We start from the raw sequence: 13,644 nt of genomic DNA, 5'->3' as shown, positions 1-13,644 counted from the left end.
CTCTCACGAACTTTCACTAAGAGAATCGTTGAACGATTCTCAAACTTAAGCAATGATGGGTCCATCACCTTTTCCTGAGATGAGGATCACAATGAATCAAATCGACTTGAACAGTGACGTCGGTGAATCGTTCGGGCGATGGAGCCTGGGCGACGACGACGCAGTGTTCCGCTCTGTCTCCAGCGCTAATGTCGCGTGTGGCTTTCATGCCGGAGACCCATCGGTCATGCGGGCTACCTGCGAACTTGCCGTCCGTCGCGGCGTCACTGTGGGGGCGCACCCCGGCTACCGTGACCTTGCCGGCTTCGGCCGCAGGTTTATGGACATCGCACCGAACGAACTGGCCGACGACGTCGCCTACCAGATCGGTGCCCTCCAAGCCATGGCAGCCATCGCCGGCACTACGGTCAAGTACGTCAAACCCCACGGCGCTCTAGGCAACGCGATAGTCCACCATCCAGCACAGGCCCAAGCCGTCGTCGATGCCGTACGCTCTGTGGACCCCTCGCTGCCGATCCTTGCCCTCGCAGGATCCGAGGTCCTGATCCGTGCAGAGAAAGGAGGGCTGCGGGGAGTGCCCGAGGCCTTTGCCGATCGTGCCTATACCCGTGACGGGGCTTTGGCGCCGCGCAGCCTGGAGGGCGCAGTCCTTCACGATCCGGAGCTCATCACCAAACGTGTGGTCCGCCTGGTACGGGAAGGAAAGATCGAGACCATCGACGGCTCCCACATCGATGTCCGCGCCGAAAGCATCTGCGTCCACGGAGACACAGCAGGAGCAGTCCAGATTGCATCAGCTGTCAGGGAAGCCCTCGAATACCAGGGAATCGCTGTCAGGAGCTTCGTGCCATGACCACCGAGAAAAACCTGGCAACCCCACCAGCCCTACACGAACACGAGAAGGCCATGTCCACAGCAACCTCCCCACAGCAGGCCAAGCTCCGCAAAAGGAGTGCCATCAAGGCCTACATCGCCAGCCTCAGCGGAACATCGCTGGAATACTATGACTTCGCCATCTACTCCGTCGCATCCGCACTGGTATTTCCCAAGATCTTCTTCCCCGGCAATGACGAATTCGTCGGCCTCTTACTCTCCTTCTCCACATTCGCCGTCGGCTACCTTGCACGACCCCTCGGCGGCGTGATCTTCGGACGCCTCGGTGACCGGCTGGGCCGAAAACACGTCCTCGTTGTCACACTCCTGCTGATCGGTGCGGCCACCATCCTCATCGGCGTGCTGCCTGATTACAACGCGATCGGCCCGGCCGCCCCGGCGATCCTCGTTCTCCTCCGACTGGCGCAGGGAATCGGCGTCGGCGGCGAATGGGGCGGGGCGGTGTTGCTCTCCAGCGAATTCGGCGACCCGAACAAGCGAGGCTTCTGGTCCTCCGCTGCCCAAATCGGCCCACCCGCAGGCAATCTCATGGCCAACGGCGTCCTCGCCATCCTTGCCGCCTCCCTCAGCAACGAAGCTTTCCTTTCCTGGGGCTGGCGCGTGGCCTTCCTGGCCTCCGCACTCCTGGTGGTCTTTGGCCTGGTCATCCGCCTCAAGCTCGAAGAAACACCTGTGTTCAAAGCCTTGGTGGAAAACAACGAACGCTCCGAAGCGCCACTGCGTGAAGTCTTCCGCAACGAACCCCGTGCCCTCATCGCAGCAGCCCTGTCCCGCATCAGCCCGGATGTCATCTACTCCATGTTCACCGTCTATGTCGCTGTGTACGCCACCAAAGAACTGGGCATGAGCACCGGCAACGTCCTCACAGCCATCCTCGTCGGCTCAGGTGTACAGATTTTCATCATCCCGACGGCGGGCGCCCTCACCGACCGCTTCAATCGCCGGCTCCTGTATGGCATCGCCGCAGCAGGCAGCGCCATCTACATTCCGCTGTTCTTCATCATGATCCAGGACCGCTCAGTCGTGACCCTCACCCTCGGTGTCGTCGGCGGCTTGGTCTTCAACGGCCTGATGTACGGTCCGCAGGCAGCCTTCATCACCGAGCAGTTCCCTGCCCGCCTCCGCTACGCAGGCAGCTCTTTGGCCTACACACTCGCCGGTGTTCTTGGCGGCGCCATCGCGCCCCTGATCTTCACCGGCCTCTACGCAGCCACCGGAACCTGGTACCTGATTGCTGTCTACCTGGCCGTATGCGCCCTGATCACCATCGTCGGTGTCTCCCTTGGCCGCGACCCCAAGCCCGAAGAAGACCTAAGGCTCATCCATGACGTCAGCGCCTGAAACCCAGCCCGACATCCACATCGAATCCCGTGTGCGCTCAGTGAGGGCTGTTGGAGAGCGCGGTGTGCTGGCCGAGCTCGCGGCACCCCACGACGTGCTCGCGCTGACAGACCTGCTCAACCGGAACCCATTTCCCGGGCAACGCGAGGTAGTCCCGGCAGCCGAAACAGTCCTAGTCACCGCCGAAAGCCCCACAGCCATGCTGAGGATCAAGAAAGAGCTGCAGCATCTGCCCATTCCGCCCTATCGGCACACGAGCGACAAGCTCGTCGAGATCGAAACCGTCTATGACGGAGAAGACCTGCAGATAGTTGCCGAGCTGGCAGGCATCAGCCCCGAAGCTGTGGTGGCGGCCCACACCGGCCAGCTCTGGACTGTGGCATTCACCGGTTTCGTCCCGGGCTTTGGCTACATGGTGGGGGAGAACGACGTCCTTACCGTCCCTCGCCGGGATACTCCCCGAACAAACGTGGAAGCCGGTTCGGTGGCACTGGGAGGCAGCTATACCGGCGTCTACCCCCGGCAATCACCGGGCGGCTGGCAAATCATTGGACACACCAGCTGCCCCATGTGGGACAGCGAACGCGCAGAACCAGCTTTGGTCAGTCCAGGGACCAGCGTCCGGTACAAGGCCGTGCGCGACAGGGCGCAGGTGACCAGATCGGTACCGGTTCCCCGGAAGGTCGACGGTCCGGGACTCAAAGTTCTCCGAAGCCTACCCCTCACGCTGATCCAGGACCTTGGCCGTCCCGGTTACGCCGCTATTGGGGTCTCACGCTGTGGGGCACTGGACCAAGGCTCACTGCGCCGGGCCAACAGACTCGTCGGCAACCCCAGTGGGGCCGCGGCCATGGAAATCGTCGACGGCGGGCTGACTGTTCAGGCGGTGGGGGATCAGATTGTGGCCCTTGCCGGGGCCCCGGCAGGAATGCAGATCACTTCAGTTAACGGTTCGCGCGAGGCCGCTGCCGCCTGCCCTGTGGCGTTGATGGACGGAGAAACCCTGGTGCTCTCGCCGCCGACAACGGGGGTACGCAGCTACCTGGCTGTCCGCGGCGGAATAGAAGCCGAAGAAGTCCTGGGCAGTCGCTCGGCAGACACCATGGGAGGACTGGGCCCGGAACCATTGGCAGTAGGCCAGTTCCTGCCCGTCGCCCCAGCCCCAAGAACTGCGGTAGGGGAACCGGAACAACAACCGGATTTTCCCGCCGACGAAGTGTCCGAACTTGAACTGGGGCCCGGGCCCCGCGCCGACTGGTTCGCCTCCGACGCACTCCAGGCCCTGTTCAACCAAGACTGGACAGTCACGAACGACTCGAACCGGATCGGCATGCGGCTCAGCGGAACCCCACTGGAACGCATCCGCCATGACGAACTTCCCAGCGAAGGCACCATTTGCGGCGTGGTCCAGGTTCCACCGACAGGGCTGCCGGTGGTGTTCCTATCTGACCATCCCGTCACCGGAGGCTATCCGGTGATTGCCGTCGTCGCACCCAAGGACTTGGACAAGGCAGCCCAAATCGCTGCCGGAGGCCGCGTCCGCTTCAAACCTTCACCACTGATGACAGAAAGTACTTCCTGATGCGCAAGATCCTGATCGCCAACCGCGGAGAAATAGCCGTGCGGATCGCTTCGGCCTGTAGCGACGCCGGTCTGATCTCGGTGGGTGTTTACTCCGACAGTGACGCTGACGCCGCCCACGTCATGGCAATGGACGAAGCCTATAGTCTCTCCGGCCGTACACCGGCAGAAAGCTACTTGGACGTGGACAAAATACTCCATGCTGCAAAGCGCTCCGGGGCTGATGCTGTCCATCCCGGCTACGGGTTCCTCTCCGAGAACGCCGATTTCGCCCAAGCCGTCGTCGACGCCGGTTTGACCTGGATAGGCCCCAGCCCGGACGCGATCCGCGCGCTGGGGAACAAAGTCACGGCCCGGCAAATCGCGATCCTCGCCGGTGCGCCCCTTGTAGCGGGCAGCCCGGGTCCGGTGGCCAGCGCAGCAGAGGCACGCACCTTCGCTGAGGAACATGGGCTGCCCATCGCCATTAAGGCCGCCTTCGGTGGGGGAGGGCGCGGCCTCAAGGTAGTCCGGGACCTGGACGCAGTGGAGGAAGCGTTCGATTCCGCCGTCCGGGAAGCTGTCACCGCCTTCGGGCGCGGGGAGTGCTTCGTCGAGCAGTACCTGGACCGCCCACGGCACGTCGAAGCCCAAATACTGGCCGACACCTTTGGCAACGTCATCGTCGTGGGAACACGTGATTGTTCCTTGCAGCGACGCCACCAAAAACTCGTCGAAGAAGCGCCGGCACCGTTCCTGACCGATGAACAGCGCCACACCATCCACACAGCGGCCAAAGCCATCTGCGCGGAAGCAAACTACACCGGCGCGGGAACCGTGGAGTTCCTGGTGGCCCAATCCGGCGCCATTGCCTTCCTCGAAGTCAACACCAGGCTCCAAGTGGAACACCCCATCACGGAAGAAACCTCCGGGGTGGACTTGGTGCAGGAACAATTCAGGATCGCCCAAGGCTTGGCCCTCTCCCTGGACGAGGACCCCGCACCCCGCGGGCACTCCTTCGAATTCCGGATCAACGCCGAGGACGTAGGCCGCGGCTACCTGCCAACCCCCGGGACCGTGCAGTCCATCGCTGTTCCCACCGGTCCGGGCATCCGGCTGGATTCCGGTATTACTGCCGGCTCGGAGGTCTCCGGGGAGTTCGACTCCCTCATGGCCAAACTGATTATCACTGGTGCGGACAGGGATCAAGCCATCCGCCGGGCCCGCCGGGCCCTGAAAGACTTCACCATCACCGGTCTGCCGACGCTGCTGCCCTTCCACCGTGCCGTGGTCGAAGCCCCAGACTTCACTGAAGAGTTCTCCATCCACACCCGCTGGATCGAGAACGAATTTGTCCACGGCATCACCGCAGATCCCTCCTTCGATCCGCAGCACCCGGATCCCCAGCCTACGGTGACCATTCCCCTGAACATCGACGGGAAGCGGGTCATGGTTGGCTTTCCCGGGAACCTGGCGCGACTGCTCGGCGCAACATCCTTAGGCCATCAGTCCGCCGGCAACACAGGCGCTGAGTCCGGCAGCGCCGACCCGGAACTGGTCCGGTCGCCCATGTCCGGGAAGGTCGTCAAATGGCTCGTCGACGTTGACGCAGTTGTCCAGGAAGGAACGCCCGTGGTGATTCTCGAAGCGATGAAAATGGAAAGCGTCGTTCCTGCCCCGCACACCGGGCGACTTGCAGAAGTCCTGGCCGCAGCAGGCAGCACTGTCAAAGCAGGGGCGAATCTCGGCAGGGTCATGGGCGAATAAACCCTCACAAACCTGGGAGCAACGGCGCGGCGGCAGGGAAGCCTGTCACCGCGCCGTTGCTTCTGTTTTTAGCTGCCCTCTGCAAGGTCCCGTGCGCACCGGATGAAATGCATCGTGAGGGTCTCAGAAGCCCCATCGCGGATGACCAAGGACAGTTCAACCAGATCCACCCGCTCGGCAAGATCGCGGACAACGAAACCTTGTTCCGCCGGGCCAATGGATGAATTCGGTGCCAGCGTGACTCCCAGCCCGCAGCCGACCATGGCGAGCTGGGAATGGATCGAGTTGGCGAAGTGCTTCGCCTGAGGGCTGAACCCTGCCTTCCGGCAGGCAGCGACCATCTCGTCATGATAGTCGGGGGAGATGGCACGCGGCAGCCAAACCCAGGCGTCATCCCTGAGCTCAGCAAGATCCACCGGAGTCCCGGACGCGGCAGCAAGATGCGTTTCGGGCAGGGCAACAACGAAACGGTCCCGGCGCAGCGGAACTGACGTGAGGCCTTTGTTGGCGCCGGATTGACGGATGATGGCGACATCGAGCTCGCGGCGAAGCAACCTGTCGGGCCCGTGATGGGTGTCGATCTCCGATACCTCCAGTTCGACGTCAGGCCAATCACCGGTGAAGCGGCTCAAGACTGGAGGCAGCACACTGTTGAAAGCTGAAGTCACTGCCCCAATGCGTAGGGTGCCGGCCATGCCCGAGATTGCTCTGGCGGCGACATCCTGCGCCCGTTGGGAGGCCTGGACCAGCAGCCGGCATTCTTCGAGGAACAGCGTCCCGGCATCGGTGAGCAACACTGACCGGCTGGACCGGGTCAGGAGGCTGGCCCCCAATTGCCGCTCCAGCTGAAGGATGGCCTGGCTGAGGGGTGGCTGGGACATGTTGAGCCTCTCGGCAGCTCGCCCGAAATGGAGCTCTTCGGCGACCGCTATGAAATAGCGTGCCTGACGTACTTCAATCATCGAGTCGCAAAACCTCTTCCAGCCATACAAACATAGACCTTCACTATATCAATCCGAGCCTGTCTACTGGAAGCATGACTTCCAAAACAACTCTCTTGGAGCACTACGCGGCACTGGATTCAGCTGCTGTCTCCGATGCCCTCGACGCCCTGGGCCTGCCGCCGGGACAGGCTGGTTTCCTGCCCGTCTGGGGAACCCCGAAGATCGTCGGATTCGCTGTCACCGTGCAGCTGGAACCATACGTTCCGGGTCCTTCCGGTGCGCACATCGGCGCGACAGCCGTCTCGGCAGCCAATGACACCAATGTCATCGTCGTCGCCAATGAAGGACGCACCGACGTTTCCTGCTGGGGAGGGCTCCTCAGTCTCGGTGCCTCGCTGAACGGGGTCCGCGGTGTCGTGGCGGACGGTGCATCACGTGACGTTCACGAAGCGAGGGAGATGGGCTTCCCTGTATTCGCCAAGGGACGCATCCCGGCCACTGCCCGGGGCAGGCTCCAGCAGCGCTCCACCGGTGAACCCGTTCAGCTGGGCGTGGTGACAGTCACTCCCGGCGACCTGGTGTTGGCCGATGAAACGGGCGTCGTTGTCGTCCCTGCCGCCCACGTTGACGAGGTGCTCGAACGCGCCCAAGGTGTGGCCGCACGCGAGCAGGCCATCGACGCCGACCTGAGGGCCGGCGTCGCACTTCACGAAGCCATGCGCGACGCGCGCCTGGCAGGAACCACAGAGGAACACTGATGAACACCACCACTGAAACCAGCGTCATTGAACGCCTGGCAGCCCTGCCCACAGCCTCGATCTCCGATGCCATGGACGCGCTCGGCCTGCACGGCACACTGCACGGTTTGTCGCCGCTGACCTACGACTTCCGCGCCACCGGACCGGCATTCACTGTCCAGTACGCCCCGGCTGGCGAAAGCCGCGGCAGCGTCGGGGATTTCCTGGACGACGTACCGGCCGGGTCAGTCATCGTCATCGACAATGAAGGACGCACCGATGTCACCGTCTGGGGCGGCATCATGACTGAGGTCGCCGCCGAGCGCGGCATCGCCGGAACCGTCATCAACGGCGTCTGCCGGGACATCTCCACCTCGCTGCAGCAGAACTACCCGCTGTTCAGCCGCGGCAAGTTCATGCGCACCGGAAAGGACCGGGTCCAGCTCGTCACGGTCCAGACCGAGGTGACCATTAACGATGTCACCATCTCACCGGCGGACATCATCTGCGCCGACGCCGACGGGGCGCTCTCTGTACCCCGTGCCCGCGCTGAAGAGGTCGCCGACCTGGCCGAAAAGATCGAAGAAACCGAAAATCGGATTGTCGAGTCGGTCAAGGCCGGTGCCACTCTGGTCCAGGCCCGCAAAGACCTCGGCTACCACGACCTCCAGTGGGGTAAAAAGTGACCAATGCAGCCCGCGGACACTCCTCCGCCACCCTCTATGAAGCCTCCAAACTGCCCTGTGCCTGCGATCCCGGCATCAAACCGGCCTGGCCCGGAGCCAAAGTCACCGGACCGGCGTTCACCGTCCGCGGCGTCGGCGGCGACAACCTCGCCCTGCACCACGCAGTCCTGAAAGCACCGGCCGGCAGCGTCCTCGTCGTCGACATGCAGGGCGCCGAACACGGCCACTGGGGCGAAATCCTCGCCGCTGCAGCCCAGCACCGCGGCATCGCCGGACTGGTCATCGACGGAGGCGTCCGCGACGTCGACGAAATGGCGGAGATGGACTTCCCGGTCTTCTCCCGCAGCGTCACCGTCGTCGGAACTGCCAAGCACTACGCCGGAGACTTCTCCTCCCCGGTCCGCGTCGGCGGCCTGACAGTCCGCACCGGCGACCTCGTCGTGGGAGACTCCGACGGCGTTGTCGTCCTGCCCCGGGATGCCGTCGACGCCGTCTTGGACAAAGCCGACCGGCGCGTTGCGGACGAGCAACGCTTCCTCGGCGAAATCCGAGAGGGCAAAACCACCCTCGAGATCTACTCCCTCTAGACGGAAGAACCCATGACAGTCACGTCCTCTCCACAGTTGGGCGCTCCCGAACGGATCGCCGCCTCCAGCCGCCGCCCCGCCACCCTGGGTGCGGCTGCACCGGGCACCATTTCACTGGCCATGGGGGAGCCCGACGCCGGCACCCCCACCGCGGTTGTCGACGCTGCCGTCCGTTCCCTGGTTGGGGGACGGACCCGGTACTCGCCCATGACGGGAGCGCCGGAACTGCGGGAGGTGCTCGCGCGGAGGATCTCCGCCGGGCACCCCCGTGCGACCACCGCACAGGAAATCGTCCTGACCCACGGCGGCTCCGCCGGGCTGGCCGCGGCCATGCTCGCCCTGGTCAAGCCAGGGGAACGTGTGCTGATCCCGGAACCGACCTACTCCCTCTACGCCGACCATGCCGCTATGGTCGGAGCAGAGGTCCTCTGGATTCCAGCCCTCCCGGACGGTTCCCTGAACCTGGCGGCTCTCCGCCAGGAGGCTGCGGCGGCCCGGATGATCATCCTGTGCAACCCCGGCAACCCCACCGGGCGTGTCTATCCGGCTTCGGACCTGGCCGGGGTCGGAGAAATTCTGGCGGATCACCCGGACCTGCTGCTGCTCTCCGACGAAGCGTACGGAAGCATTGTCTTCGACGAACTTGAGTTCGTCTCGGCCCTTGACTTGGCCGAGGTTTCCGCTCAGGTGGTCTACTGCAGCACCCTGTCCAAAACCTATGCCATGACCGGGTGGCGGCTCGGTTTCGTCGTGGCTCCTGCTCCCCTGGCGGACAAGATCAACCTGATCCACCGCACCATCAACGGACCACTGAACACCTTCGTTCAGGATGCTGCCCTGACAGCCTTGGAAACACCGGACAAGGACCTCCAGACCCTGACGGCCTCCTACCAGGAGCGACGCGACATGGTGATCAAGGCACTGAACGGAATTCCCGGCGTCGAAATCCTCTCGCCCCAAGGTGCCTTCTACGCGTTCCCCCGCATCACCACGGCTTTGGGGTCGGACGACATGGTGGCCCGGTTTGCCAAAGCCGGTGTCCTGGTCCGTTCGGGAAGCGAGTTCGGTCCCTCCGGAGAAGGCCATGTGAGGCTCTCCTTTGCCACAGACGCGGCGAGCCTGGACGAAGGTCTTCGCCGCTTCGCGGCAGCCGTCAGGGACTTCCCGTGACAGGCAACACCGGGCTGACCATTGCCGTATCCAGCCTTGGGCTGCCGTCACGGGCCGAAAACGCCCTGGTCCGCCACGGGATACGGACCGTCGAAGTGTTGACCACCTGGTCCCGCCTCGAACTGTTGACCCAGGTGGTCGGTCTTGGCGACGGGTCCTTGGACCTCATCGAAGCAGTCCTCGCGCACATGGGCCGCCACTTGGCCGCCGATGACGCCGGTCGCCGGTATCACCAGCCACGGGCGGGCACCAACCAAAGACACATCAAGAACCACCACGCCTGGGCTGTCCCTGCCCTTTGAGCCCCACCATCCTGAATGGAGAATTCCTTGCCTGGCCTGACCAAGCTTGAGCCTTTCACCCTTCCGCTCGACGTCGACGGCGTCCGCGTCGACGTTGCCGGCATGTATCGAGCCGGTACCGGCATTCCTGTCGTCTTTCTCCATGGCTTTGGCTCCACCAAAGAGGACTATGCCGACGTCATCCAGCAGCCAGGGCTCGTCGACCGCCCGATCCTGGCCTACGACGCCCCCGGGTGCGGCGCAACCTCCTGCTCGGACCTGAACGCCATCTCCGTGCACTTCCTCGTCAGCGTCGCGAAAGAAGTCCTTGCCGCCCAAGGCATCGAGCGCTTTCATCTGGTGGGTCACTCCATGGGCGGTCTCACAGCCCTGCTCCTGGCAGACCAGGCGCCCTCCCGCGTTGTCAGTTTCTCGGACATCGAAGGCAACATAGCACCCGAAGACTGCTTCCTGAGCCGCCAGATCATCAGCCACTCCCACCCGGATCCTGACGGCTTCTTCAAGGACTTCCAGGAACGGGTATGGAAATCCCGGTTCTACTCCAGCAGCCTTTACGCGGCAAGCCTGCCCCACAAGGTCAGGCCCGGTGCCGTCCGGCCAATCTTCGAATCCATGGTGGAACTTTCCGACAACGGCGGCCTGATGGATCGCTTTTTGGCGCTGCCGTTCCCCCGCATGTACATGTACGGAGTGCAGAACAATAGCCTGAGCTACCTGCCACTGCTCGCAGAGAAGGGCGTTGAACTCGCCGAAATCTCCCGCAGCGGGCACTTTCCCATGTACTCGAACGCCCCCGAAATGTGGGACCGCCTGACCCGGTTCTTCCAGAGGAGCGAACAGTCATGAAACGCAGAGATGAAACCCCGGACCGGCTTGTCCGATACGACGAATGGCCCGCCCTGATCGGCGGCCACGTCCAGATCCGGAAGCATGGAATCCCGGTCCAGGCCGGCATCGTGGACCACGCCATGGCCGACTCTTCTACCGTGTGGCTCCGCGGCAGCGGCATCCAACCCCGGAGGGCTTTCGTCCGCAAGGAAGGTTACGAAGTCTGGATCAGGCCCCGGGACCTCCAGTTGCGCACTCAACCGGCGGCCGCAGCCTTCTAACGTAGTGCGGCCCGGGTCGCTGGGCCGCTTCCAACGGCCGCACAAGGATGTGCGGCTCAAACCCATGGAGAAAACATGAAAATTCCCGCGCATGACAGGGCGGACGAACTGGAGAACGAGCGGGAGCGCACCGGCGATGTTGCCTCGGCCGTCCGTGACTTTGCCAGTGAAGAACAGGGCTATCACAAGTCCCTGAAGCCTCGGCAAATCCAAATGATCGCCATCGGGGGAGCGATCGGCACCGGCCTGTTTATGGGCGCCGGCGCCCGGCTGAACGGCAGCGGGCCTGCACTGGTGCTGGTATATGCCATCTGCGGCTTCTTCGGCTTCCTGATCCTCCGGGCACTGGGCGAACTGGTCCTGCACCGACCGTCATCCGGGTCCTTTGTCTCTTACGCCCGTGAGTTCTACGGCGAAAAGATGGCTTACGCGGCCGGGTGGCTCTACTTCCTGAATTGGGCCATGACCTCCATCGTCGATGTCACAGCAGCGGCCCTGTACTTGAAATTCTGGGCACCCTATTGGCCGCCGCTTCAGGAAACGCCCCAATGGCTGCTGGCCCTCATCGCCCTCGTTGTGGTCCTCTCCCTGAACCTGGTCTCCGTCAAGCTCTTTGGCGAGATGGAATTCTGGTTCGCCCTGGTAAAAATCCTCGCCCTCGTCACCTTCCTCATCGTCGGCGTCGTCTTCCTCCTCAGCGGTGCAGCCACGGACGTCGGCCCCACAGGCTTCGTCGTGTTCTCCGACAATGGAGGGTTTTTCCCCAACGGCGGGATCGCCCCGCTCCTGGCCGCCAGCGGGGTGATCTTCGCCTATGCCGGCATTGAGCTGATCGGCACCGCTGCCGGGGAAACCAAGGACCCGGCCAAGATCATGCCCAAAGCCATCAACAGTGTGGTGTTCAGGATCGCTGTCTTCTACGTCGGCTCGGTGCTCTTGCTCTCCCTGCTCCTGCCGTTCACGTCCTATAAGGGCGGTGAATCACCGTTCGTCACCTTCTTCTCCCACCTCGGCGATCCCCAGGCAGGTGCAACGGCCGCCACCATCATGAACTTCGTGGTGCTGACCGCGGCACTGTCGAGTTTGAATGCGGGGCTCTATTCCACCGGGCGGATCCTGCGGTCCATGGCCGTGAACGGATCTGCGCCTGGTTTCACCGGCCGGATGAATGCCAAAGGCGTTCCCTACGGCGGAATCCTGTTCACCACGGTGGTTGCCCTGCTGGGCATCGGTCTGAACGCTCTCGTGCCCTCGCAGGCCTTCGAAATCGTCCTGGAGATCTCCGCACTGGGAATTATCGGATGCTGGGCGACCATCATGCTGTGCCAGATGAAACTTCACCGGCTCTCCAACGCGGGGTTGATCACACGCCCCGCCTTCCGGCTGTTTGGGGCGCCGTGCACCTCATACCTGACCCTGGCCTTTCTGGCCTTCGTGCTGATTTCCATGGGTTTTTCCGAAACCGGGCGCTGGGTCCTCGCTTCGCTGCTGGTGCTGATACCGCTTCTGGTCATCGGCTGGTTTGTGGCCCGTGAGGGTATAACGGCAGCGGCCAATGAACGGGAAGGATACACCGGTAGTGTGCCCGTCCTGGCGAACCGCACCTTCATTCAACCGGAACGAACCCCGAAGGACAGCCACACACCATGACGATTCGGAACCCGGGAGCCGCCACCGTTCCCGCACTCGTTTCGACGGGGCATCATGCCCCCGTCAGCGGGTGGTGGCGGCCCGACGGCGAAACAGTGCCGTTCCGGCACGTCCCGCAAGGCGCCATGATGCCGGCCTTGCGTGGTCGTAAAGTCCGCTGGAAGCTGGAACTTGAAACCCCTTGGTCGGCGGAGCCGGAGCACGAGGCCTGAAGAGTGCCTTTTGGGGCACGATCACTCTGTCGTCGCAGTGTCAGTACCCGATAGTCGCTCTTCGGGTAGATCCCAAGTGGGCGTCAATGGCGGTGCAGGTGAGGGCGAGATCCTCCCCGTTGAGCCCATCCACGATGGCCTGGTGTTCGTTCAGAACCTCAGCCGTCCGGGAATTTCCTGTGCTGATGGCTTGGATGCCGATCCTGAGCTGTCGTTGCCGCAAGGAAGCGTAGAAGTCCGCCAGGACAGGATTACCGGCAGCTTTGACGATGAGGTTGTGAAACTCGGTGTCCAGTTCAATGAAACGGACGGGATCGGAGGCGGCCAGTCGCTGTTGGTCGATGAGCCCTTGAAGAGCGACGAGATTCGCGTGGTCGTAGTGGCCATGGCTTGTCACTGCCCATTTCTCCACAACCGACCGTGCCTGCAGGTTGGCCCGCACTTCCTGATCTGTGATGGGAGGAACGTATGCACCCTTATGCGGGACGCGTTTGATGTAGCCCTCGGCCTCGAGTCGGAGCAAAGCCTCACGGACCGGGGTCCTGGAGGTGCCGGTGGCTTTCGCCAGGGTCGCTTCGTTCAGGAATGTTTCATCCTCCCTGGGCAACCCGGCGATGAAGGAGGTGATCCACTGATAGGCGACCTCAGGAGCTGTCGCCCCGGGGGAGGGAACCGGGTCCATGGG

At 63.2% G+C, this 13,644-nt stretch carries 15 protein-coding genes; 13 read left to right on the top strand and 2 right to left on the bottom strand.

Translation table 11 applies throughout. The annotated features are described in order from the left end of the window. Positions 1-91: 91 nt before the first annotated feature. From ACSSVG_RS00170 to ACSSVG_RS00155, 4 genes are read left to right on the top strand one after another with little or no spacing between them, the layout of a single operon-like run. Entirely contained in the window at positions 92-853 is a 762-nt protein-coding gene (locus ACSSVG_RS00170; RefSeq protein WP_492416684.1) for a LamB/YcsF family protein, read from the top strand. 53 nt (positions 854-906) lie between these two features. Further along, positions 907-2,235: an MFS transporter gene (locus tag ACSSVG_RS00165; protein ID WP_492419281.1), complete on the top strand. Its 1,329-nt coding sequence runs from the start codon at positions 907-909 to the stop codon at positions 2,233-2,235. After that, positions 2,219-3,817, top strand: a complete 1,599-nt coding sequence (locus ACSSVG_RS00160) for a 5-oxoprolinase subunit B/C family protein (RefSeq protein WP_492416682.1) — start codon at positions 2,219-2,221, stop codon at positions 3,815-3,817. The genes ACSSVG_RS00165 and ACSSVG_RS00160 overlap by 17 nt, the downstream gene beginning before the upstream one ends. Continuing rightward, entirely contained in the window at positions 3,817-5,562 is a 1,746-nt protein-coding gene (locus tag ACSSVG_RS00155; RefSeq protein ID WP_492416680.1) for an acetyl/propionyl/methylcrotonyl-CoA carboxylase subunit alpha, read from the top strand. The genes ACSSVG_RS00160 and ACSSVG_RS00155 overlap by 1 nt, the downstream gene beginning before the upstream one ends. Before the next feature lie 68 nt (positions 5,563-5,630). On the opposite strand, the gene ACSSVG_RS00150 is transcribed toward ACSSVG_RS00155, so the two are convergent. Beyond that, the gene (locus ACSSVG_RS00150; protein WP_311212344.1) at positions 5,631-6,524 is read right to left on the bottom strand and encodes a LysR substrate-binding domain-containing protein; all 894 of its coding nucleotides are present in this window, start codon (positions 6,522-6,524) and stop codon (positions 5,631-5,633) included. 74 nt (positions 6,525-6,598) lie between these two features. Here ACSSVG_RS00150 and ACSSVG_RS00145 point away from each other — a divergent pair, with 74 nt between their 5' ends. The 9 genes from ACSSVG_RS00145 (at position 6,599) to ACSSVG_RS00105 (ending at position 12,959) form a co-directional block, all read left to right on the top strand. Further along, positions 6,599-7,264 carry an RraA family protein gene (locus tag ACSSVG_RS00145; RefSeq protein ID WP_492416678.1) on the top strand — a complete coding sequence of 222 codons (666 nt, stop codon included), beginning with the start codon at positions 6,599-6,601 and terminating at the stop codon, positions 7,262-7,264. Beyond that, positions 7,264-7,929 carry an RraA family protein gene (locus ACSSVG_RS00140; protein WP_311212342.1) on the top strand — a complete coding sequence of 222 codons (666 nt, stop codon included), beginning with the start codon at positions 7,264-7,266 and terminating at the stop codon, positions 7,927-7,929. The genes ACSSVG_RS00145 and ACSSVG_RS00140 overlap by 1 nt, the downstream gene beginning before the upstream one ends. After that, entirely contained in the window at positions 7,926-8,516 is a 591-nt protein-coding gene (locus ACSSVG_RS00135; RefSeq protein WP_311212341.1) for an RraA family protein, read from the top strand. The genes ACSSVG_RS00140 and ACSSVG_RS00135 overlap by 4 nt, the downstream gene beginning before the upstream one ends. Before the next feature lie 12 nt (positions 8,517-8,528). Continuing rightward, positions 8,529-9,686: a pyridoxal phosphate-dependent aminotransferase gene (locus ACSSVG_RS00130; RefSeq protein ID WP_311212340.1), complete on the top strand. Its 1,158-nt coding sequence runs from the start codon at positions 8,529-8,531 to the stop codon at positions 9,684-9,686. Next, positions 9,683-9,988 (top strand): DNA-directed RNA polymerase subunit alpha C-terminal domain-containing protein, encoded by a 306-nt coding sequence (locus ACSSVG_RS00125; RefSeq protein ID WP_311212339.1) that lies wholly within the window; start codon positions 9,683-9,685, stop codon positions 9,986-9,988. The genes ACSSVG_RS00130 and ACSSVG_RS00125 overlap by 4 nt, the downstream gene beginning before the upstream one ends. 15 nt (positions 9,989-10,003) lie before the next feature. Beyond that, positions 10,004-10,834, top strand: coding sequence for an alpha/beta fold hydrolase (locus ACSSVG_RS00120; protein WP_442014441.1), 831 nt, complete (start codon positions 10,004-10,006; stop codon positions 10,832-10,834). Beyond that, positions 10,831-11,097 carry a hypothetical protein gene (locus tag ACSSVG_RS00115; RefSeq protein WP_311212337.1) on the top strand — a complete coding sequence of 89 codons (267 nt, stop codon included), beginning with the start codon at positions 10,831-10,833 and terminating at the stop codon, positions 11,095-11,097. Before ACSSVG_RS00120 ends, ACSSVG_RS00115 begins: the two co-directional genes overlap by 4 nt. Positions 11,098-11,172: 75 nt before the next feature. Beyond that, positions 11,173-12,747 (top strand): amino acid permease, encoded by a 1,575-nt coding sequence (locus ACSSVG_RS00110; protein WP_492416674.1) that lies wholly within the window; start codon positions 11,173-11,175, stop codon positions 12,745-12,747. Continuing rightward, positions 12,744-12,959, top strand: a complete 216-nt coding sequence (locus ACSSVG_RS00105; protein WP_311212335.1) for a hypothetical protein — start codon at positions 12,744-12,746, stop codon at positions 12,957-12,959. The genes ACSSVG_RS00110 and ACSSVG_RS00105 overlap by 4 nt, the downstream gene beginning before the upstream one ends. Before the next feature lie 40 nt (positions 12,960-12,999). On the opposite strand, the gene ACSSVG_RS00100 is transcribed toward ACSSVG_RS00105, so the two are convergent. Continuing rightward, positions 13,000-13,641: a GntR family transcriptional regulator gene (locus ACSSVG_RS00100; protein ID WP_492416672.1), complete on the bottom strand. Its 642-nt coding sequence runs from the start codon at positions 13,639-13,641 to the stop codon at positions 13,000-13,002. Positions 13,642-13,644 lie beyond the last annotated feature (3 nt).

The organism is Paenarthrobacter sp. E2MeOHC11, from assembly GCF_058744955.1.
The sequence above is the reverse complement of the archived record's forward strand: the minus strand, read 5'-3'. Positions and strand labels throughout refer to the sequence as shown.

Bases quoted from the DNA above. Each gene is read 5' to 3' on its own strand.
- ACSSVG_RS00165 (WP_492419281.1), top strand. From the start codon at position 907: ATGTCCACAGCAACCTCCCCACAGCAGGCCAAGCTCCGCAAAAGGAGT.
- ACSSVG_RS00130 (WP_311212340.1), top strand. From the start codon at position 8,529: ATGACAGTCACGTCCTCTCCACAGTTGGGCGCTCCCGAACGGATCGCC.
- ACSSVG_RS00160 (WP_492416682.1), top strand. From the start codon at position 2,219: ATGACGTCAGCGCCTGAAACCCAGCCCGACATCCACATCGAATCCCGT.
- ACSSVG_RS00105 (WP_311212335.1), top strand. From the start codon at position 12,744: ATGACGATTCGGAACCCGGGAGCCGCCACCGTTCCCGCACTCGTTTCG.
- ACSSVG_RS00170 (WP_492416684.1), top strand. From the start codon at position 92: ATGAATCAAATCGACTTGAACAGTGACGTCGGTGAATCGTTCGGGCGA.
- ACSSVG_RS00100 (WP_492416672.1), bottom strand. From the start codon at position 13,641: ATGGACCCGGTTCCCTCCCCCGGGGCGACAGCTCCTGAGGTCGCCTAT.
- ACSSVG_RS00115 (WP_311212337.1), top strand. From the start codon at position 10,831: ATGAAACGCAGAGATGAAACCCCGGACCGGCTTGTCCGATACGACGAA.
- ACSSVG_RS00155 (WP_492416680.1), top strand. From the start codon at position 3,817: ATGCGCAAGATCCTGATCGCCAACCGCGGAGAAATAGCCGTGCGGATC.
- ACSSVG_RS00120 (WP_442014441.1), top strand. From the start codon at position 10,004: ATGGAGAATTCCTTGCCTGGCCTGACCAAGCTTGAGCCTTTCACCCTT.
- ACSSVG_RS00150 (WP_311212344.1), bottom strand. From the start codon at position 6,524: ATGATTGAAGTACGTCAGGCACGCTATTTCATAGCGGTCGCCGAAGAG.
- ACSSVG_RS00110 (WP_492416674.1), top strand. From the start codon at position 11,173: ATGAAAATTCCCGCGCATGACAGGGCGGACGAACTGGAGAACGAGCGG.
- ACSSVG_RS00140 (WP_311212342.1), top strand. From the start codon at position 7,264: ATGAACACCACCACTGAAACCAGCGTCATTGAACGCCTGGCAGCCCTG.
- ACSSVG_RS00145 (WP_492416678.1), top strand. From the start codon at position 6,599: ATGACTTCCAAAACAACTCTCTTGGAGCACTACGCGGCACTGGATTCA.